This window comes from Rhizobium bangladeshense, assembly GCF_001662075.1.
Taxonomy (GTDB): domain Bacteria; phylum Pseudomonadota; class Alphaproteobacteria; order Rhizobiales; family Rhizobiaceae; genus Rhizobium; species Rhizobium bangladeshense_B.
On the sequence record NZ_LYPL01000016.1, the window covers coordinates 16,596 to 35,837 of the forward strand.

Sequence of the window (19,242 nt, forward strand, 5' to 3'; positions counted from 1 at the left end):
CAGGCACGTCCTGCCTCAGCCGGTGGAGCGGTTTCTGGAGGTTTCGATCCATTCGAGATTGGTGACCGAAGCCTCCGGCAGCAGCGATGGATCGAGATCGTAGACATAGCCGCTCAGCATGTCGGCGGCGCGTTCGGCCGCCTTGATCTTCGCCTCGGTTTCGGCGACCGCCTTCGAAATCGCTTCTATGCGGGCGCGGAACATATGGGCGAGCACATCGCGGCCGGACTGCTTTTCGAGCCGCTCCAGGTGCAGGCCGACGCGCGCCGCGTGGCGCTCAAGCTCGCTCTTGCTGAAGCGCGCCTTGCGCAGTTCCTCGGAGATGCTTTCCTGCATGACCGCCACCGGATCGAAACTCCCCGGTGCCCGCTCGTCGAGTACGGCGTCGGTCACCAGCTTCTCGATCATCACAAGCGCCTGCAGCTCGGCCGCATCGGCGAACTCGACGTCATAGCCGGTATCGTCATAGACCTTGCGCCGGACCGGATCGAGAAGCAGCGCATAGGCCTTCTGCAGAATGTCGAAAGCATCGGTATCGCCGCCCGAATCGGGATGGGCGACTTTGGCAAGACGCCGATAGGCAGTCTTCAGCTGCGCCTCGTCCGCATCGCGTTCAACGCCGAGAATATCGTATGGATCCGTCACACCTGCTCCCTTGCCGCCCTCGATCTCACGGGCAGTCTAGGTCTTCTTCTGCATCAGAAGGGCAAAGTTTAGACCGAAAGCAGGAATGACGTCTACGGCCCGAAATTGCATTGCTCGGTGCCGAGGCCGGCATGCTTGCGCGATTGGCACGCATTTTCAATTATTTGCGCTAGTCTAGAGCATGATGCCGAAAAGTGTGAGCGGTTTTCGGACGACATCATGCTCTAACTCTTTAATGTAGAACAGGATTCAGATTTTAGGCCGACCGGGCCTAAAATCATCCTGTTCTAGCTCGGCTCGCGGTAATCTCGACGAGATAACATCTCGCTTCGCCGTCGGTTTCCAGCGTGGCTGCGGCCGCGTCGTCGATCAGCAGCGCATCACCGGGCGCAAGCGCGCCGGCCTCTCCATCGCGCCGGAATGACAGCCGGCCGCGATGGCAGAGCAATAGGCACGTCGGCGACGGCAGCGGCACGCGCTTGGCGCCGTCGATGTCGATTCGGCTCAGCCTGTGCGTGAGCCCGTCGCGGCGGGTCATGACGTTGAGATCGGTGATCGCGCCATCCTGGAGTTTGGCGGTGACCGGGATATCGGCCGGGAAGGCCAGCGGTTCGCTCGCCACCGTCAGCAGCACCGGCGCGCCGCCTTCGATGTCGAGCTCCATGCCGTTGCCGGCGAGGATCGCCAGTGTGCGGTCGATGCCGGGAAAGATCGAGAACGGCCCGTCGGCTGCAACAGTCGCCATGCTGACGCGCCAGTCGAAGCCGGCAAGGCCGGCATCTTCCGGCGAAACGGCAATCTCCACCGTTTCGCCGCCGCCGTTTTTCCACGGCATGCGCTTGTGATCGGCAGCGAGCAGGATCCTCACGAGGCTCAGTTCCCGAGAATGCCGGGCAGGCGCAGGCCCTTGTCCCTCGCGCAGTCGAGCGCGATGTCGTAGCCGGCATCGGCGTGGCGCATGACGCCGGTCGCCGGGTCGTTCCAGAGCACCCGCTCGAGGCGCTTGGCCGCATCATCCGTGCCATCGGCGCAGATGACGACGCCCGAATGCTGGGAGAAGCCCATGCCGACGCCGCCGCCATGATGCAGCGACACCCAGGTTGCGCCCGAGGCGGTGTTGAGCAAAGCGTTCAACAGCGGCCAGTCGGAGACGGCGTCGGAGCCGTCCTTCATCGCTTCGGTCTCGCGGTTCGGCGAAGCGACGGAGCCGGAGTCGAGGTGATCGCGGCCGATGACGATCGGGGCGGAAAGCTCGCCGTTTTTGACCATTTCATTGAAGGCCAGAGCCAGGCGGTGGCGGTCGCCGAGGCCAACCCAGCAGATGCGCGCCGGCAGGCCCTGGAAGGCGATGCGTTCCCTGGCCATATCGAGCCAGTTGTGCAGATGCTTGTTGTCGGGCAGCAGCTCCTTCACCTTGGCGTCGGTCTTGTAGATATCCTCCGGGTTGCCCGATAGGGCCGCCCAGCGGAACGGGCCAATGCCGCGGCAGAACAGCGGGCGGATATAGGCCGGAACAAAGCCCGGGAAGGCGAAGGCGTTTTCAAGGCCTTCGTCCTTGGCGACCTGACGGATGTTGTTGCCGTAGTCGAGGGTCGGAATGCCGGCATTCCAGAAGGCGATCATCGCTTCGACATGTTCGCGCATCGAGGCGCGCGCCGCCTTTTCCACCGCCTTCGGATCGCTCTCGCGCTTGGCCTTCCACTCGGCCATCGTCCAGCCATTCGGCAGGTAGCCGTTGATCGGGTCGTGCGCCGAGGTCTGGTCGGTGACGATATCGGGGCGGATGCCGCGGCGGACCATTTCCGGCAGGATTTCGGCGGCATTGCCGAGCAGGCCGACGGATTTGGCTTCACCTGATTTGGTCCAGCGGTCGATCATCTCGAGCGCTTCGTCGAGCGTCTCGGCCCTGGCGTCGAGATAGCGGGTGCGCAGGCGGAAATCGATCGAATCGGGATTGCACTCGACGGCGAGGCAGCAGGCGCCGGCCATGACGGCGGCGAGCGGCTGGGCGCCGCCCATGCCGCCGAGGCCGCCGGTCAGGATCCATTTGCCCTTGAGATTGCCGCCGTAGTGCTGGCGGCCGGCCTCGACGAAGGTCTCGTAAGTACCCTGGACGATGCCCTGCGTGCCGATATAGATCCACGAGCCGGCCGTCATCTGGCCGTACATGGCAAGGCCCTTCTTGTCGAGCTCGTTGAAATGATCCCAGGTCGCCCAATGCGGCACGAGATTTGAATTGGCGATCAGCACCCGCGGCGCATCCTTGTGGGTGCGGAAGACGCCGACCGGCTTGCCGGATTGCACCAGCAGCGTTTCCTCTTCCGTCAGCGTCTTCAGCGTCGCGACGATCCGGTCGAAATCATCCCAGGTGCGGGCGGCGCGGCCGATGCCGCCATAGACGACGAGCTCGTTCGGATTTTCCGCGACATCGGGATCGAGATTGTTCATCAGCATGCGCAGCGGCGCTTCGGTCATCCAGCTCTTGGCATTGAGATCGTTGCCGCGCGGCGCGCGGATTTCGCGGATGTTGTGGCGTGGATTGTTCATGACGGTTCCTCTGTCGAGTGAGCTTATCGTTTCAGGCCGGGTGCGATCTGCTCGATGCGCACCAGAATGTCTTTGAGATGGACGCGAAGCCTGTCCGCCTTGGCGGCGTCATAGGCAAAGGGTGGTGTTTCGGTCTGGAGATGGGTCGATTGCGCGAGCTCCATCTGGATCGCGTGCACGCCGGTCTCCGGCTTGCCGTAGTGGCGGGTCGTCCAGCCGCCCTTGAAGCGACCGTTGAGCACGCTGTCATAACCTTCCGCGGCTTGCGTGACGGTCAGCGTCGCCTGCTCGATGGCGCCGTCGCAGGTCTTGCCCATATCCGTGCCGATGTTGAAATCCGGCAGCTTGCCGTCGAAGAGAAAGGGAATGTGAGAGCGGATCGAGTGGCAGTCGTAGAGGATGGCAACGCCGTGAACTGCTCTGACGCGCTCGATCTCGGCGGCAAGGGCCGCATGATAGGGCGCGTGAAAGTCCCGCAGCCGCGCGGCGATATCGGCAGCATCGGGCGCCTGCCCATCCTTCCAGATCGCCTGGCCGTCGAAGTCCGTTTGGGGGACGAGGCCGGTGGTGTTCTGGCCGGGATAGAGGCTGACGCCGGCCGGATCGCGGTTGGCGTCGATCACGTAGCGGTGGAAGGTGGCGCGCACGGTCGTGGCGTCATCGAGCAGCCCGTCATAGAGCCGGTGGATGTGCCAGTCGGTATCGGCGAGGATCCGGCCGTTATCGTTGAGGCGGGCATAGATCTCGGGCGGGACGTCAGTGCCGGTATGGGGGAAAGCGAGGATGACGGGCGAGGTGCCCTGGTGGATTTCGAAGACAGGGGTGCTCATGGCAATAACCCCTCCCCAACCCCTCCCCGCAAGGGGGAGGGGCTAAGGCCAGCCTTACGCTCCGTGTTCAAGAACGACCGCTGCGAGGGCCGCAGGTTAAGCCCCTCCCCCTTGTGGGGAGGGGTTGGGGAGGGGTTTTTTTCGTTCACTATCATCTCAGCCCTCCAAAACCGGCAGAACGCCACTCGAAACCGAGGCATTCAGCGCCCCCGTCGCCACCAGTTCGGTGGCGGCGGCGAGGTCGTTTGCCATGTAACGATCGACGTCGAGGCTCGGCACCTTGGCGCGGATCGCGGCGATTGCCTTCAAAAGTTCAGGGCTGGTCGACAGCGGCGCGCGCAGTTCGACACCTTGGGCGGCAGTCAGCGCCTCGATGCCAATGATGGAAAACAGGTTTTCCGTCATCTGCAGAAGGCGGCGGGCGCCGTGGCAGGCCATCGAGACATGGTCTTCCTGGTTGGCCGAGGTCGGCGTCGAATCGACCGAGGCCGGGTGCGACATCTGCTTGTTTTCCGACATAAGTGCCGCCGAAGTCACCTCCGCGATCATCAGGCCGGAATTCAGGCCCGGCTTCTTGGCGAGGAAGGCGGGAAGGCCGTAAGAAAGCGTGGGATCGACCAGCAGCGCGATGCGGCGCTGCGAAATCGCGCCGATCTCGCAGACGGCAAGCGCGATCTGGTCGGCGGCGAATGCGACGGGTTCGGCGTGGAAATTGCCGCCTGACACAACGGAATTGTCCGATAGCACCAGCGGATTGTCGGTGACGGCATTGGCCTCGATTTCGAGGGTGCGGGCGACGGAACGCAGGAGGTCGAGGCAGGCGCCGTCGACTTGCGGCTGGCAGCGGATGCAATAGGGATCCTGGACGCGCTCGTCGCCCTCGATATGGCTCTGGCGAATGACGGAGTTTTCGAGCAAGGCGCGCAGGGCTGATGCCGTGTCGATCTGGCCCTTATGGCCGCGCAAGCTGTGAATGTCGGCATGGAACGGCGCGGAGGACCCCATGGCCGCGTCGGTCGACATGGCGCCGGTAATCAAAGCGGATTGCGCAGCACGGTGGGCCCGGAAGAGGCCGGCGAGCGCCAGCGCCGTCGAGGCCTGCGTGCCGTTGATCAGCGCCAGGCCCTCCTTGGCGGCGAGCACGACCGGTTTGAGCCCGGCCTTTTCCAAGGCCCGCGCACCCGGGAGGCGTTCCCCGGCGAAGAAGGCTTCCGCCTCGCCCATCATCACCGCCGCCAGATGGGCGAGCGGCGCGAGATCGCCGGAGGCACCGACCGAGCCCTTTTCCGGGATCAGCGGGATGACGCCCTTATCCAGCATGGCTTCGATCAGCCGCACCAGTTCCAGCCGCACGCCGGAGGCGCCGCGCCCGAGCGAAACCAGCTTCAGCGCCATGATCAGCCGGACGATATTTTCAGGCAGCGGCGTACCGACGCCGCAGCAATGCGACAGGATGAGATTGCGCTGTAGCGTAGCGACATCGGCGCTGTCGATCTTGATCGATGCGAGTTTGCCGAAGCCGGTATTGATGCCGTAAACCGGCGCATTGCCGGCGGCGATCTCGGCGATGCGGCCGGCGGCCTTGGCGATGCCGGCATCGAAGGCGGGATCGAGCCTTGCCGGCTCGCCGGTCCAATAGATGGTCTCTAGATCGCTGAGCGAGACGGAGCCCGGGTGGAGCGTGATGGTCATCGACCGTTCCTTTCGCCCTTGAAGACACGTGTATGAAGCGGGTTGAAGCCGATGCGGTAGACGAGCTCGGCAAGGCTCTCGATATTCCAGACGGCGAAATCGGCGGATTTGCCGGCTTCGAGCGTTCCGGTCTCCCTGAGCAGCCCAAGCGCGCGGGCGCCTTCGCGGGTGGCGCCGGCGATGCATTCCTCGACGGTGAGGCCGAACAGCGTCGCCGACATGTTCATCGTCAGCAGCATCGAGGTGAGCGGCGAAGTGCCGGGATTGCAATCGGTGGCGATCGCGATCGGCACGCCCGCCCGGCGCAGCGCCTCCACCGGCGGCTTCTGCTTTTCGTGAATGGCGTAGAAGGCACCGGGCAGCAGCACGGCGACGGTGCCGGCAGCGGCCATCGCGGCAACGCCGTCATCGTCGAGATATTCCAGATGATCGCAGGAAAGCGCGCCATAGCTGGTCGCCAGTTTGGCGCCGCCGAGATTGGAGAGCTGTTCGGCATGCAGCTTGACGGGCAGGCCGAGCGCTTTCGCCTTGTCGAAGACGCGGGCGATCTCGGCTGTCGAAAAGGCGATGCCTTCGCAGAAGCCGTCGACGGCATCGGCAAGGCCGAGATTGTACATGTCGTCGAGACCGGGCAGCACGACATCGTCGAGATAGTCGCCGTTGCGGCCCTTATATTCCACTGGCGTCGCATGGGCGCCGAGATAGCTGGTGGCGACACGAGCCGGCCTGATATGGCCGAGCAGGCGGGCGCTCTGCAGCATCTTCACTTCGCCGCTCCGGTTGAGGCCATAGCCGGATTTGATCTCGACCGTGGTCACGCCTTCGGCAAGCAGCGTATCGAGCCGCGGCAGTGCTTCGGCGACAAGTTCTTCGATCGACAGCGCGTTGGTCGCCTGAACGGAGGAGACGATGCCGCCGCCGGCCCGCGCAATCTCCTCGTAGGTCGCGCCTTCAAGGCGCATCTCGAACTCGCGGGCGCGATTGCCGCCGTGGACGATATGGGTGTGGCAGTCGACGAGGCCGGGTGTCATCCAGCGGCCTTCGAGATCGACGATTTCGGAGCGTTCGATGGCTGATGCCGGCAGTTCACTTTCGGCGCCGGCAAAGGCGATGCGGCCATTTTCGGTGAGCACGGCACCCTTTTCGACGATGCCAAGCCCCGGACTCTCAGGCGCGAGCGTCGCCAGCCGCGCGTTGCGCCAAAGCACCGGCCTGACGTCGGCGGATGGGGTTCCTTCAGAAAAATTGTTCCCGGTCATCAGCTTTGCGCCTTTCCTTATGCCGAAACATGTATATACATAATAGGCAGGTGACAAGAGAAATTTTGCGCGCTTTTCTGGAAAAGAAAGATCGGCGGCGCGGCAGAAGGGGAGAAAAGGCCATGACCATACTTCACGCAGGCACGGCGCTGACGCCGCAAGGCTGGCGGAAGGACGTGCGGCTGACGCTCGAAGCCGGGCGCCTCGCGCGGGTCGAGCACGGCGTTGCCGCCGCACCCGGCGATGAGCGCCATGCCATGATCGTCCCGGCCATGGGCAATCTGCACAGCCATGCCTTCCAAAGGGCGATGGCCGGGCTTGCCGAAGTGCGCGGTCCGGCCAACGACAGCTTCTGGAGTTGGCGCACCGTCATGTACAAATTCGCTTTGGCGATGACGCCGGAGCATGTCGAGGCGGTTGCGGCCAAGCTTTATGCGGAGATGCTGGAGGCAGGCTTTTCCCGCGTCGGCGAATTCCACTATCTCCATCACGACAGAGATGGCGCGGCCTATGCCAATATCGCCGAGCTTGCCGAACGTGTCGGTGCGGCGAGCCAGGAGACCGGCATCGGCCTGACCTTGCTGCCGGTCTTCTATGCCCATTCCGGTTTCGGCGGCGCTCAGCCGCTCGACGGCCAGCGGCGCTTCATCAATTCGCTCGAGAGCTTCGAAAGGCTGATGGAGGGGTGCCGTGGCGTGACCGGCCGGCTCGACGGCGCCGAGCTCGGCCTTGCGCCGCACAGCCTGCGCGCCGCAACGCCCGAGGAATTGGCGACACTCGTGCCGATGGCGGGCGATGGTCCGATCCATATCCATGTCGCCGAGCAGGTGAAGGAGGTCGAGGACTGCATCGCCTGGTCGGGAGCGCGGCCCGTGCAATGGCTGCTGGATCATATGCCTGTGGACGAGCGCTGGTGCCTGATCCATGCGACGCATATGACCGAGGACGAGACGCGGCGGATGGCGAAAAGCGGCGCGATCGCCGGCCTCTGCCCGATCACCGAAGCCAATCTCGGCGATGGGGCTTTTGCCGCGCCGCTTTTCCTCGAAGAAGGCGGGCGGTACGGCATCGGTTCGGATTCCAACGTGCGGATCTCCCTGCCGGAGGAGCTACGCCAGCTCGAATATTCGCAGCGTCTGGCGCTGCGCGCCCGCAACGTCATTGCCGCACCCGGCGGTTCGACGGCGCTTTGCCTGTTCAACCAGGCGCTTGCCGGCGGCGGCGCGGCACTGAAGGCGCCGGCCGGTCTCGCCGACGGCCATCACGCCGATCTCGTTTCGCTTGATACGTCGGCCGTTCCTTATCTCTCCGCCGACCAGGTTCTCGATCACTGGCTGTTTGCCGGCGGGGTTTCCGTCGATTGCGTCTGGGCGCGTGGCCGCAAGCAGGTGGAAGGCGGCCGTCATCTCAAGCGCGAGGCCATCGACCGGCGGTTCCTCGCGGCAATGGGCGAATTGCTGGCCGGCTGAAAAAGCGCTTTTCACGACGGAGCATTCGATCTAGATCGGGAGACCAATCGGAACGTGGCGATGAACCAAGGCAGGGATCCCACCTTGCACCAACGCATCCTGGGCGAGATCGAGGGCCGTATCGTCTCGGGCGAATGGCCGCCGGGCCACCGCATTCCCTTCGAGGTCGATCTCGCCACCCAGTATGACGTCTCGCGGATGACGGTGAACAAGGTGCTGACCCAGCTCGCCAAGGCCGGCCTGATCGAGCGCCGCAAGAAATCCGGCAGCTTCGTCACCCAGCCGCAGGCGCAATCGGCGGTTCTCGAAATCCACGACATCAAGGCCGAGGTGCAGTCGCTGAACCTGCCCTATTCCTATGCGGTTGCGAAGAAGGCGAGCCGCAAGGCCAAGGCGGAAGATAGCCGCCGGCTGGAACTGCCGGTCGCTTCCTCGGTCGTCGAGATCGTCTGCATCCACAATGCCGGCGCACGGCCCTTCTGCCTGGAGGAGCGGCTGATCAGTCTTGCGACCGTGCCGGAGGCCGCCGACGCCGATTTCCTGACGGTGGCGCCGGGGCCGTGGCTGCTCAATCAAGTGCCGTGGACCGCCGCCGAACACAGGATCCACGCCGTCTCCGCCAATGCCGAGGTGGCCGCCGCCCTCGACATCGCCCGCAACGCCGCCTGCCTGGTGGTGGAGCGCCGCACGTGGAGCGGCGCCGGCCCGGTGACCCATGTGCGCTTCACCTATCCCGGCGATCGTCATGCGCTGGTGGCGCGGTTCACGCCGGCGTCACAATAGGCGAGGTTCCATATACAAGATATCGGGTGTTTTAGTCTTCGAACATCTTGCCGCTGCGCGCTTCGAGCCGGTAGCGATAGCCGGGATAGACGAGGCGAGCGGTCGAAACCACCTGTTTTGCCGACCATGTGCGCCGGCGGATCGTCAGGCAGGGTTCGCTCTTCAGAATGGTCAGGAGCTTGCATTCCCAGGCCTGCGGCATCGCCGCCTCGACGACGTGCTCGGAGCCGCTCAGCGGGGCGGCGGCCGTCAGATAGGCGTTCGGCGTCAGCGTCGTGAAATCCTGCTCGAGATATTCGGGCGCGGCTTCCGGATGGACGAACCGGTCCTCGATCTGCACCGGAACGCCGTTTTCGCTGTGCACGATCAGCGAGTGGAAAACGGCGGCGCCGATTGCCAGCTCCAAGGCGTCTGCAATCTCGGGAGAGGCGGGTTCCCGGGCGAGAATGACGACGGCAGCCTCGTGGATATGGCCGCGTTCGGCGATTTCCTCGGCGATGTTGCGCACCTCGAACAGCGCCGAATAGCCCTTGCGCTCGGCGACGAAGGAGCCGACGCCCTGGATGCGCACGAGCTCGCCCTCATTGGCGAGTTCGCGCAGCGCCCGGTTGGCGGTCATCTTGCTGACGCCGAGCTCGACGACGAGCTCGTTTTCCGACGGCACGCGGTATTTCGGCGGCCATTCGCCGCTGTGGATGCGATCGAGGATCACCTGCTTGACGCCGGCATAGAGCGGCGTGCTGTCATTTCCCGCCAGGTCGCGCTTCATCTCGCCGGACCGCTTCATTGCCTATTCCTTATGCACGGATTCAATTTGCCACATAATCGACTTTCCTCTTGCATATCACAAATTTTCTCATATGGTACCATATACAACCTCCCAATCGGTCCTTGAAACGAAAATAGGACGGAAAGGGCAAGCCGGCGGAGATCGGCGGTGCGCAAGGTCTGTTTCAACTCCAGAGGAGAATTCATCAATGAAATTTAGCGCCATCCTGTTTTGCGGCGTTGCCGCTCTTTCCGCCGTTGCCGCCCCCGCCTTTGCCAAGGACTGGACGAAGGCAACCATCACGCTCGAAGGCGCTTATGCGCCGTGGAATCTCACCAATGCCGACGGCACGCTCGGCGGCTTCGAGCCGGAGCTTGCCAAGGTGCTGTGCGAGCGCGCCAAGATCGAATGCACGCTGGTCGCCTCCGACTGGGACGGCATGATCCCGGCGCTCAATGCCGGCAAGTTCGACGTCATCATGGATGCGCTGTCGATCACTGAAGAGCGCAAGCAGATCATCGACTTCACCATCCCCTATGCCGCCACGCCCGCTGCCTTCGCCGCGGCCAAGGACAGCCCGCTGGCCAATGCCGCCGGCACCGGCGCCACGATCAAGATGACGCCCGGCCAGACCGGCGTGAAGGAGATCGACGCGCTGAAGGAACTCTTCAAGGGCAAGTCGATCGGCATCCAGGCGGCGACCGTCTATGCCAAGTTCGTCTATGACAACTTCGGCGATATTGCCGAGATCCGCGAATACAAGACCGGCGCCGACCGTGACCTCGACCTGCAGAACGGCCGCATCGACCTCGGCTTCGATGACGCCGTCTATTTCGCCAATGCCTTCAAGGCCGCCAACGGCGCGCTTGCCTTCACCGGTCCGGAGATCGCCGGTCCGATCTGGGGCGAGGGTGAAGGTCTCGGACTGCGCAAGGCCGATACGGAGCTGCGTGACAAGTTCAACGTGGCGATCAAGTCGGCGCTTGCCGACGGCACGGTCAAGAACCTCTCGATGAAGTGGTTCAAGATGGACGTCAGCCCCCAGCAGTAAGCGTTTCGGCCCTTCGGCCGCAGACACCGGTCTCCGGCTTTATCGCCGGGGACTGCGTGTTATTGTCAATCCACAAAACACTGCCGCGGACGGGGAACGGACGATATGGCGAGTTTGGAACTGCTTGGCTTCGGCTCGACGGGATGGGGCGCGTTGCTTATTTTCGCCGCCTTGATGACGCTCGCCGTTACCGCGACGGCGCTGGCGATCGGCGCGGTGCTGGGCGCGATCGTCGCGGGTGCGAAGCTCTCCGGCAATCCCCTCTTCGTTGCGCTCGGCAATGTCTATACGACCGTGTTTCGCGGCGTGCCGGAACTGCTGATCATCTATCTCATCTATTTCGGCGGCTCCTCGGCCGTCACCTCGATCGGCAAGGCGATGGGTTACGAAGGTTTTCTCGGCCTGCCTTCCTTTGCCGCCGGCGCGCTTGCCGTCGGCATCATCTCCGGCGCCTATCAGGCGGAGGTGTTCCGCGGCGCTTTCCTCGCCATTTCCAAGGGTGAGCTCGAAGCCGCTTCGGCGATCGGCATGCATCGCGGCATGCGCTTCCGTCGCATCATCATCCCGCAGGTGCTTCGCTTCGCCATTCCCGGCCTCGGCAATGTCTGGCAGCTCAGCCTCAAGGATTCCGCGCTGATCTCGGTCACCGGTCTTGCCGAGCTGATGCGCACCAGCCAGGTGGCGGCGGGTTCGACCCGGCAATATTTCCTGTTCTTCATCGCCGGTGGCTGCCTCTACCTGATCCTGACCAGCCTTTCCGACCGCATCTTCAACGGCGCGGAGCGCCGCGCCAATCGCAGCATGCCGGCCTCCGCCATGGGCCAGGCATAGGAGGCGATGATGGATTTCACCTTTCTCGCCTCGACCATGGTCACGCTGCTGAAAGCCGTGCCGACGACGCTGATCCTGTTTTCGCTGTCGATCTTCTTCGGCGGCCTGCTGGCGCTCGTCATCGTCACGATGCGGGTCAGCGGCAACCGCTATCTGTCGGGTTTCGCCAAGGGCTATATCTTCGTCTTTCGCGGCTCGCCGCTCTTGATCCAGATGTTCCTGGTGTTCTACGGCCTCGGCCAGTTCGGCGTTATTCGCTATTCCTTCCTCTGGCCGTTCCTGCGCGAGCCGATGGTCTGCGCCGTGCTGTCGCTGGCGCTCTGCACCGCCGGCTACACGGCGGAGATCTTCCGCGGCGGCATTCGCGCCGTTTCGCCGAAGGAGATCGAGGCGGCGCGCTCGATCGGCATGTCCGGCTTCCTGATGGTGCGGCGCATCCTGGCGCCGATCGCCTTTCGCCACGCACTGCCGGCCTATTCCACCGAGATCGTGCTGATGATGAAGTCGACGGCGCTCGCCAGCCTCGTCACCGTCTGGGAGGTCACCGGCGTCGCCCAGCGGCTGATCTCGCAGACCTACCGCACGATGGAAGTCTTCCTCTGCGCCGCGATCATCTATCTCGTTTTGAACTTCATCATTCTGCAGGGCATGGCCCTGCTGGAATATTCGCTGTCCCGACACCGCCGCGCGGCCCCGCAGCCGTTGAAGGCGTAGGTGATTTGACCTGATTGGAGCTACCATGCCAGGCGTAACCCGACTTTCAGTCCGCAATATCCGCAAGAGCTTCGGCACGCACGAAGTGCTGCGCGGTATTTCCCTTGATGCTGAGGATGGCGACGTGATTTCGCTGCTCGGCGCCTCCGGCTCCGGCAAATCGACCTTTCTGCGCTGCATCAACCTGCTCGAAACCGCGAGCGACGGCGAGATCTGGGTCGATGGCGAGCACATCGAGATGGTTCACAAGAACGGCAAGACAAGGCCGGCGAGCCAGAAGCAGGTCGATCATATCCGCTCCGAACTCGGCATGGTGTTCCAGTCCTTCAATCTCTGGTCCCACATGACCATCCTGCAGAACGTCATCGAAGGGCCGATCCATGTGTTGAAGCGGCCGCGCGCAGACTGCATCGCCGAGGCCGAAGCACTGCTCGAAAAGGTCGGCATCGCTGACAAACGTCACGCCTATCCCGCCCATCTCTCCGGCGGCCAGCAGCAGCGCGCCGCGATCGCCCGCGCTTTGGCGATGAGACCGAAGGTGATGCTTTTCGACGAGCCGACCTCGGCGCTCGATCCGGAGCTTGTCGGCGAGGTGCTGCGCGTCATGCGGGCGCTTGCCGAGGAGGGCATGACCATGCTCGTCGTCACCCATGAGATGAGCTTTGCCCGCAACGTCTCGAACCGCGTCGTCTTCATGCGCGAGGGGCTGATCGAAAGCAGCGGCAAGCCGGACGAGATGTTCACAACAGGCGCCACACCCGCCTTCCGCCAATTCATCGGCCATTTCGGAACAGGCCAATGACGATCACCATCGATCAAGTGCTGACCTGGCGCGACGTCGCGCGCGTCGGGGCAGGGGAGGCGCTCGCGCTGTCGCCGGCCGCGTGGGCGCGAGTCGAGCAGGCAAGCCGCATTGTCGAGCGTATCGTCGAGACCGGCGTGCGCGCCTATGGCGTCAACACTGGCGTCGGGGCGCTCGCCGATACCGTCGTCGACCGCGCCTCGCAGAGTCAGTTGTCGCGCAGCATCGTGCTCAGCCACGCCTGCGGCGTCGGGCCGCTGCTGGCCGCTCGCGAAGTCCGCGCCATCATCGCCGCCCAGATCGTCAATTTCGCCCATGGCCATTCCGGCGTGCGGCGCGAGATCGTCGAGCATCTCACAGCTTTGCTGGAGCAAGATTGCATTCCCGATGTGCCGTCGAAAGGCTCGGCCGGTTATCTCACCCACAATGCCCATACGGCCCTGGTGCTGATCGGCGAAGGCAGCGCCACGCTCACCGGTCGGCGCGTGAACGGCCGTGAGGCGCTGGCGGCGATCGGCCTGCAGCCGCTGGTGCTCGGCGCCAAGGAGGGCTTGAGCCTCGTCAACGGCACGGCCTGTGCAACGGGGCTTACCGCCACGGCGCTTTTGCGCTCCGAACGGCTGCTCGACTGGGCCGATGCCATCGCGGCGCTGACGCTTGAGGCGGCAGGCTGCCAGATCGCCGCCTTCGACGCGGCGGTGCTGGCACTGCGCCCGTCTGCCGGCATCGAGAAAGTCGGCGCCACACTGCGCGCCCGCCTCCAGGGCAGCGGCCTTGTCGCTGCCGCCTTCGGCCGGCGCACGCAGGATGCGCTGAGCCTGCGCTCGGTGCCGCATGCTCATGGCGCCGCCCGCGATGTCTTCGATAATTCCGCCCGCATCGCCGATCAGGAACTTGCCTCGGTGACGGACAATCCCGCCGTCACGGGTACGCCCGAAAATCCGATCGTCTCCTCAGAGGCGCATGCCGTGGCGCCGGCGCTCGGCCAGGCGGGCGACAGCCTCGCCATCGCGCTGGCGCAGATCGGCGCGATCAGCGAAAGGCGCATGGACCGGCTGGTCAATCCGCTGGTCAGCGGCCTGCCGCCGTTTCTGGCGAGCGATGCAGGCAGCCATTCCGGCTTCATGATCGCTCAATATACCGCCGCTGCGCTCAGCAATGACAACCGCCGGCTTGCCGCGCCCGCGGCCCTGGACGGCGGCCTGACCTCCGGCCTGCAGGAGGATTTCCTCGCCCATCCGACAGCCGCCGCCGGCAAGCTGCACGCCGTCATCGACAATGCCGAGTATATCCTGGCGATCGAGCTGATGGCGGCTGCCCAGGCGCATGATTTCCTGGCGGCGACCGCCCCGCGGGCGGCAGGCACGGATCTCGTCTATCAGATCGTGCGGCAGCGTATCTCGCATTATGGCGACGAGCGGCCGCTGAACGGCGATATCGAGGCGGTGCGCAGCCTGATCCGCGAGACAGCGCCGCCGGCTGTCTAGGCGAGCCGTCAGAAAGGTTTACTCGTTGCCGAATCCTGCTTGGCCGGCTCGCCGGCCTCGAGGCGCTTGAGGCATTGAGCGAAGTTGGGATAGAGCTGATCCACCCGCGAGAGCGGCAGCGTCCAGTCGCCTTCGTCGCCGGCAAAGGTCAGCTGTACGTCAGGCGTTCCGGCAAAGGAATTCTTGATGATCTTTTTCAGGCCGGCGCTTCCCTTGCTGCCCATCGGCCAGAGGCGAAGCGTGGTCTTGTCGAAGAATTCGGCGGCGACCACTTTCGTCACGTCGCGATCGGTCAGCGTCACCTCGGTCTTGGTGCCGGCCGGAATGTCCCAAGTGTTTTTCGTCACCAGCCAGAAGGTTTCGGTGGCGCTCTGGCGGAATTCCATGGTTTTGCCGATCTCGCTGTTCCACAGCAGCCGGCAATAAGGATGCGGGCTTTCATTGGCAAAGCCGACCGACCATTGTCTCGCGCCGCCCATCCATTCGGTCTCTGCGAAGGCGGCGACCGGCGGCAGGACGGCTGCCATCAGAACCATCGCGGTCAGAATTTTCATCGCCGAAACCTCTCCAGGACAACCGGCTCCAGCCATAGCAAAAGAAGGTTGAGCTTTTGCTACCGGGATGCCTGCAAATGCTGCAAGGTCTTGAATTTGCGGCTCGCCTTGCCGATCTGGCGGGTATCGGCGTATCAGAAGGGAGTTCGACGGCAGGTATGAGTGAGGTTCAACGACGCGGATTTTTGGCGAGACTCAGCGCATATGAGCCGCTGACCTTGATCACCATGGCATCCATCGCCGGCGGGCTGTTCCTGCTGCAGCGGCTGACGAGCGAGGTTCTCGACGGCGAGACATTCCGCTTCGATGAGGCCATCCTGCTGGCGCTGCGCCGGGCGGACGATCTTGCCGTGCCGGTCGGCCCTGGCTGGCTGACGCATGCCTTCGACGATATCACCAGTCTCGGCGGTGTCACCGTTCTCTCGCTGCTGACGGTTCTCATCACCGTCTATCTCCTGCTCGATCGGCGCTGGCCGATCGCGCTCTTCATCTTTTCCTCGGTGCTGACAGGATGGCTGGCGAGCACGACGCTGAAGTTCCTCATTGCGCGGCCGCGGCCCGATATCGTGCCGCATCTCGTCGAAGTCAGCGACCTCAGCTTTCCCTCCGGCCACGCGATGGTCTCGGCGGTGACCTATCTGACGCTCGGCGCGCTGGTCGCACGCACGCAACGTTACCGCTCGACGCGGATTTTCGTGATGGCGGCAGGCGTTTTCCTCGCCGTCACCATCGGTCTGAGCCGGATCTATCTCGGCGTCCACTATCCCACCGACGTCTTCGCCGGATGGTGTGCGGGCGCGCTCTGGGCGCTCGGCTGCTGGCTGATCTCGAAACGCTTCGTTCCAAGCAGAGCATCTGACGATGGCGTCGAAAACGACAATGGCGATGGTGACTAATGCATGTCGCCCGGTTCCGGGACAACGACATGCATAACAACAAAAGGCTGAAAGCACGTCGCATGTATCAGATTGGAAGCGACGCGCTTTAGAGCATAGGCGTAGAACGACTGTGGCGCCCGCATGGGGCGCCACAAGGATTTCAGCGCTTAGGTGCGCGGCTTCAGGTTTTCCGGGTCGTAGATCGGCTTGTAGCCGACGCCGACGACTTCCACCGGATAGGTCTCGGCAAAGTATTCGACATTTAGCTTGCGTCCGACCTGGCAATAGGACCAGGGCAGGTAGGCGAGCGCAATGTTCTTGCCGACCGTCGGGCCGTAGGCGATCGAGGTGGTGTAGGAGCGGCGGCCGAGCTCGTCGACCAGGACCTCGCCGGTGGCCGGATCGACGACCGGCAGGTTGCCGACGGGATAACGCTTGACGCCCGATTTGTCGGTATTCTCGGTCATCACAAGCGTGCAGAGCATGGCCGGCTGGTGTTCGCGCGCCTTGTATTCCAGATGTTTTGCCTTGCCGCGGAAATCGGCTTCCTTGACCTTCGGGCGGGCGAGATCGGCTTCGATCAGGTTGTACTGGGTCAGCAGGTCGGCGTTCTGCAGGCGCAGGCTCTTTTCCATGCGGCGTGAGTTTGCATAAGTCTCGACGCCGAAGGCCATCACGCCGGTCGAGCGCAGCGCATCCCAGACGGCGAGGCCGTCTTCGTACTTCATGTGCAGTTCCCAGCCCTGCTCGCCGACATAGGAGATGCGGAAGGCGGTGACTGTCTTGCCGGCGATTTCGATCGGCTTGATCGCCGCGAAGGCGAAGTTTTCCTGATCGAGCCCGGCCGGATCGGCCACGACCTTCTTCAGCGTCTCGCGGGCATTCGGTCCCCAGATGCCGATGGTGATGTATTTCTCCGAGACGTCGGTGATCGTCACATCAAGGCCGCGATCCTGGGCGACGCGCCTCATATAGTGCAGGTCGCGCGGGCCGGCATCGGCGCCGTTGACGAGACGGCAGCGGTCGGCCATGCGGAAGACGGTGAAGTCGGCGCGCACCATGCCTTCGTCGTCGAGGAAGTGGGTGTAAACGCCCTTGCCGATATTGGCATCGCCGCCGATCTTGGCGGCGCACAGCCATTCCATCAGCTCGACATGGTCAGGTCCCTCGATATCGACCATGTGGAAGTGGCTGAGATTGACGATGCCGCAATCCTCGCTCATCGCCAGATGCTCGGCATTCGAGACGCGCCAGAAATGCCGGCTGTCCCATTCGTTCTCGCGAAGGGGAACGCGGTCGCCGTATTTCTCCAGCAGGTGCTCGTTGGCGGCGTAGCCGTGTGCACGCTCCCAGCCGCCGAGTTCCATGAAGTAGCCGCCCAGCTCCTTTTCGCGCTCGTAGAAGGGCGAGCGCTTGGCGTTGCGGCCGGATAGATAGGGTTCGCGGGTGTGGACGGCCGGGAAATAGATCTTCTGGGCGGCTTCGTAGCAGCGGCCCTCGATGAACTCTTCGGTCAGCTGATGCGGATAGAAGCGGGCGTAGTCGATGCTGTTGTGATCGATTTCCGTGCGGCCATCGGTCATCCAGTCGGCGATCAGCTTGCCGTAGCCCGGGCCGTCCTTGACCCAGATGGCAACGCAGTACCAGAGACCGCGCACCTTCTGGCTCTCACCGCAGGATGGACCGCCGGCGGCCGAAACCTGCAGCAGGCCGTTGAAGGAGTGACCTTCGTTATAACCGAGTTCGCCGAGGATCGGCGTCAGTTCCATGGCGCGCTCGAGCGGCTCGATGATCTGCTCCATCTCGAGGTCGCGCTGCGAGGGCGAAAGCCGCGCTTCGTGTTTTTCGAGAAGCTCGCGCGGATGGCACATGCGCGGATTGGTGGCTTCGTAATAGCCCCACTCGATCTGACCGCCTTCGGTCGTCGCCGGGTCGCCGGTATCGCGCATATAGGCGGAGTTGCCCTGGTCGCGCAGCAGCGGGAAGCCGATTTCCTTGCCGGTGCCTTCAAACTCGTTATAGGGGCCGAAGAAGGTGAGCGGGTGATCGACCGGCATGACCGGCAGGTCTTCGCCGACCATTTCCGCGATCAGGCGCCCCCAGAGGCCGGCGCAGACGATGACGTGGTCGGCCATGATCGTGCCGCGATGGGTGACGACACCCTTGATGCGGCCGCCTTCGACGATCAGCGATTTCGCCGGCGTGTTGCCGAACACCTTGAGCTTGCCGGCCTTTTCGGCGGCATCGACCAGCTTGCCGGCGACGGTCTGCGAGCGCGGGATGACGAGGCCGGCGTCCGGATCGAACAGGCCGCCCATTACCTGATCTTCCTCGATCAGCGGGAACTTCTCCTTGATCTCGGAAGGGCTGACATAATGGGCGCGCGTGCCGAAAGCGCGGGCCGAGGACAGCTTGCGCTTGATTTCCTCCATCCAGGCATCGTCGCCGGTGCGGGCCACTTCGAGGCCGCCGATGCGGGCGTAGTGGCCCATCTTCTCGTAGAAATCGATCGAATACTGCGTGGTCCAGACCGAGAGATAGTCGTGGCTGGTGGTGTAACAGAAGTCCGAGGCATGGGCCGTCGAGCCGATATCGGTCGGTATGCCCGACTTGTCGATGCCGACGATATCGTCCCATCCGCGCTCGACGAGATGATGCGCGATGGAGGCGCCGACGATGCCGCCGAGCCCGATGATGACGACCTTTGCCTTTTCCGGAAATGCTGCCACGTGCTGTTCCTTCTACTTATGGCACGAATCAAAAATAACCTAGCCGCGCTTGGTTGCGCTTCACGCATGAGATCCGGGAGCCATCTCAGCCTGGTAAGCGTGTCACGTTTACCGAAGCTGCAAAACCCCCAAGCCTCTTCGCATGGAAGCTGAGATAAGGGCATTATGCCTAAGGCTCATGATCGTCATTGGTCCTACGCCG

Annotated in this window: 17 protein-coding genes; 8 read left to right on the forward strand and 9 right to left on the reverse strand. The window is 63.6% G+C overall.

Features of this window, described 5'->3' with window-relative positions:
• Positions 1–15: 15 nt before the first annotated feature.
• From A7X77_RS25680 to hutI, 6 genes are all read right to left on the reverse strand, one after another.
• Positions 16–645, reverse strand: coding sequence for a J domain-containing protein (locus A7X77_RS25680; RefSeq protein ID WP_064685667.1), 630 nt, complete (start codon positions 643–645; stop codon positions 16–18).
• A 277-nt stretch (positions 646–922) separates the two neighbouring features.
• On the reverse strand, positions 923–1,513 hold the full coding sequence (locus A7X77_RS25685; RefSeq protein ID WP_064685668.1) for a HutD/Ves family protein: 591 nt from the start codon (positions 1,511–1,513) through the stop codon (positions 923–925).
• Between the two features lie 5 nt (positions 1,514–1,518).
• Positions 1,519–3,192, reverse strand: coding sequence for a urocanate hydratase (gene hutU / locus A7X77_RS25690; RefSeq protein ID WP_064685669.1), 1,674 nt, complete (start codon positions 3,190–3,192; stop codon positions 1,519–1,521).
• A 23-nt stretch (positions 3,193–3,215) separates the two neighbouring features.
• A complete protein-coding gene (gene hutG / locus A7X77_RS25695; protein WP_064685670.1) occupies positions 3,216–4,022 on the reverse strand; it encodes an N-formylglutamate deformylase in 807 nt (268 codons plus the stop codon).
• A gap of 156 nt (positions 4,023–4,178) precedes the next feature.
• Positions 4,179–5,714, reverse strand: a complete 1,536-nt coding sequence (gene hutH / locus A7X77_RS25700) for a histidine ammonia-lyase (protein WP_064685671.1) — start codon at positions 5,712–5,714, stop codon at positions 4,179–4,181.
• On the reverse strand, positions 5,711–6,973 hold the full coding sequence (gene hutI / locus A7X77_RS25705; protein WP_064685672.1) for an imidazolonepropionase: 1,263 nt from the start codon (positions 6,971–6,973) through the stop codon (positions 5,711–5,713). The genes hutH and hutI overlap by 4 nt, the downstream gene beginning before the upstream one ends.
• Positions 6,974–7,095: 122 nt before the next feature.
• Here hutI and A7X77_RS25710 point away from each other — a divergent pair, with 122 nt between their 5' ends.
• Positions 7,096–8,442, forward strand: a complete 1,347-nt coding sequence (locus A7X77_RS25710) for a formimidoylglutamate deiminase (RefSeq protein ID WP_064685673.1) — start codon at positions 7,096–7,098, stop codon at positions 8,440–8,442.
• Positions 8,443–8,502: 60 nt separating this feature from the next.
• Positions 8,503–9,225 carry a histidine utilization repressor gene (hutC, locus tag A7X77_RS25715; RefSeq protein ID WP_064685674.1) on the forward strand — a complete coding sequence of 241 codons (723 nt, stop codon included), beginning with the start codon at positions 8,503–8,505 and terminating at the stop codon, positions 9,223–9,225.
• A 31-nt stretch (positions 9,226–9,256) separates the two neighbouring features.
• Here the strand turns inward: hutC (A7X77_RS25715) and hutC (A7X77_RS25720) are convergent, their stop codons facing one another.
• Entirely contained in the window at positions 9,257–10,012 is a 756-nt protein-coding gene (hutC, locus tag A7X77_RS25720) for a histidine utilization repressor (protein WP_064685675.1), read from the reverse strand.
• Between the two features lie 190 nt (positions 10,013–10,202).
• Between hutC (A7X77_RS25720) and A7X77_RS25725 the strand changes: the two genes are divergently transcribed.
• The 5 genes from A7X77_RS25725 to A7X77_RS25745 all read left to right on the forward strand — a co-directional run bounded on the left by A7X77_RS25725 (position 10,203) and on the right by A7X77_RS25745 (position 14,879).
• The gene (locus tag A7X77_RS25725; RefSeq protein WP_064685676.1) at positions 10,203–11,045 is read left to right on the forward strand and encodes a transporter substrate-binding domain-containing protein; all 843 of its coding nucleotides are present in this window, start codon (positions 10,203–10,205) and stop codon (positions 11,043–11,045) included.
• A 105-nt stretch (positions 11,046–11,150) separates the two neighbouring features.
• A complete protein-coding gene (locus A7X77_RS25730) occupies positions 11,151–11,876 on the forward strand; it encodes an ABC transporter permease (protein WP_040140925.1) in 726 nt (241 codons plus the stop codon).
• Between the two features lie 9 nt (positions 11,877–11,885).
• On the forward strand, positions 11,886–12,590 hold the full coding sequence (locus tag A7X77_RS25735; RefSeq protein WP_040111352.1) for an ABC transporter permease: 705 nt from the start codon (positions 11,886–11,888) through the stop codon (positions 12,588–12,590).
• A gap of 25 nt (positions 12,591–12,615) precedes the next feature.
• Positions 12,616–13,392, forward strand: coding sequence for an ABC transporter ATP-binding protein (locus A7X77_RS25740; RefSeq protein WP_064685677.1), 777 nt, complete (start codon positions 12,616–12,618; stop codon positions 13,390–13,392).
• Positions 13,389–14,879 carry an HAL/PAL/TAL family ammonia-lyase gene (locus tag A7X77_RS25745; protein ID WP_064685678.1) on the forward strand — a complete coding sequence of 497 codons (1,491 nt, stop codon included), beginning with the start codon at positions 13,389–13,391 and terminating at the stop codon, positions 14,877–14,879. The genes A7X77_RS25740 and A7X77_RS25745 overlap by 4 nt, the downstream gene beginning before the upstream one ends.
• 8 nt (positions 14,880–14,887) lie before the next feature.
• Here the strand turns inward: A7X77_RS25745 and A7X77_RS25750 are convergent, their stop codons facing one another.
• Positions 14,888–15,433 carry a hypothetical protein gene (locus tag A7X77_RS25750; RefSeq protein ID WP_064685679.1) on the reverse strand — a complete coding sequence of 182 codons (546 nt, stop codon included), beginning with the start codon at positions 15,431–15,433 and terminating at the stop codon, positions 14,888–14,890.
• A 158-nt stretch (positions 15,434–15,591) separates the two neighbouring features.
• Here A7X77_RS25750 and A7X77_RS25755 point away from each other — a divergent pair, with 158 nt between their 5' ends.
• Positions 15,592–16,329, forward strand: coding sequence for a phosphatase PAP2 family protein (locus tag A7X77_RS25755; protein ID WP_064685784.1), 738 nt, complete (start codon positions 15,592–15,594; stop codon positions 16,327–16,329).
• Positions 16,330–16,478: 149 nt separating this feature from the next.
• Here the strand turns inward: A7X77_RS25755 and A7X77_RS25760 are convergent, their stop codons facing one another.
• The gene (locus A7X77_RS25760; RefSeq protein WP_064685680.1) at positions 16,479–19,040 is read right to left on the reverse strand and encodes a GcvT family protein; all 2,562 of its coding nucleotides are present in this window, start codon (positions 19,038–19,040) and stop codon (positions 16,479–16,481) included.
• Positions 19,041–19,242: the final 202 nt, after the last annotated feature.